At 31.7% G+C, this 515-nt stretch carries 2 protein-coding genes; one reads left to right on the forward strand and one right to left on the reverse strand.

Going from position 1 to position 515, the window contains the following annotated elements:
• Positions 1-42: 42 nt before the first annotated feature.
• Entirely contained in the window at positions 43-306 is a 264-nt protein-coding gene (locus ACW2QF_RS18975; RefSeq protein WP_455717587.1) for a PH domain-containing protein, read from the forward strand.
• A 56-nt stretch (positions 307-362) separates the two neighbouring features.
• Here the strand turns inward: ACW2QF_RS18975 and ACW2QF_RS18980 are convergent.
• Positions 363-515, reverse strand: a 153-nt coding sequence (locus ACW2QF_RS18980) for a DUF3850 domain-containing protein (RefSeq protein ID WP_455717588.1), incomplete at its 5' end; no start/stop codon positions are given.

A 515-nucleotide genomic window follows, 5' to 3' on the forward strand; every position in this document is an offset into this window, starting at 1 on the left:
CTTTGAGTATTTTACGTCAATCCAAGAGGTTTACACAAAATCATTTACACTCTCAGAGATTCTGTAACATTCACAAATAAACGTGTTATCGCACTAAATGTACAAGGCTTCACAGGAAAGAAAAAAGATTTCACTTCTCTTCCATATTCTAAAATTCAAGCATTTTCTGTAGAAACATCTGGTGTATTCGATATGGATTCAGAACTTGAAATCTACTTTAGCGGATTAGGTAAAGTTAAATTCGAGTTTACAGGAAACTGTGATATCGTTAAGATTGGACATACTATCGCTAGCTACGTTCTATAGTTTATATATAAAAAATACCGCTCCTGTTCAAACAGGAACGGTATACATATATACAATCAATCAAAAACTTCGTATTCTTTCAATTCTTCTTTAGTAATTGTACAGGGTTTTATCCCAAGAACAACATATCCATCTTTCACATAATTAATATCATTCAATACGTAGGTCACTTCTGCTAATATAAATCTACCAGTTTCTTTATAATCATC

This window comes from Anaerosporobacter sp., from assembly GCF_965301125.1.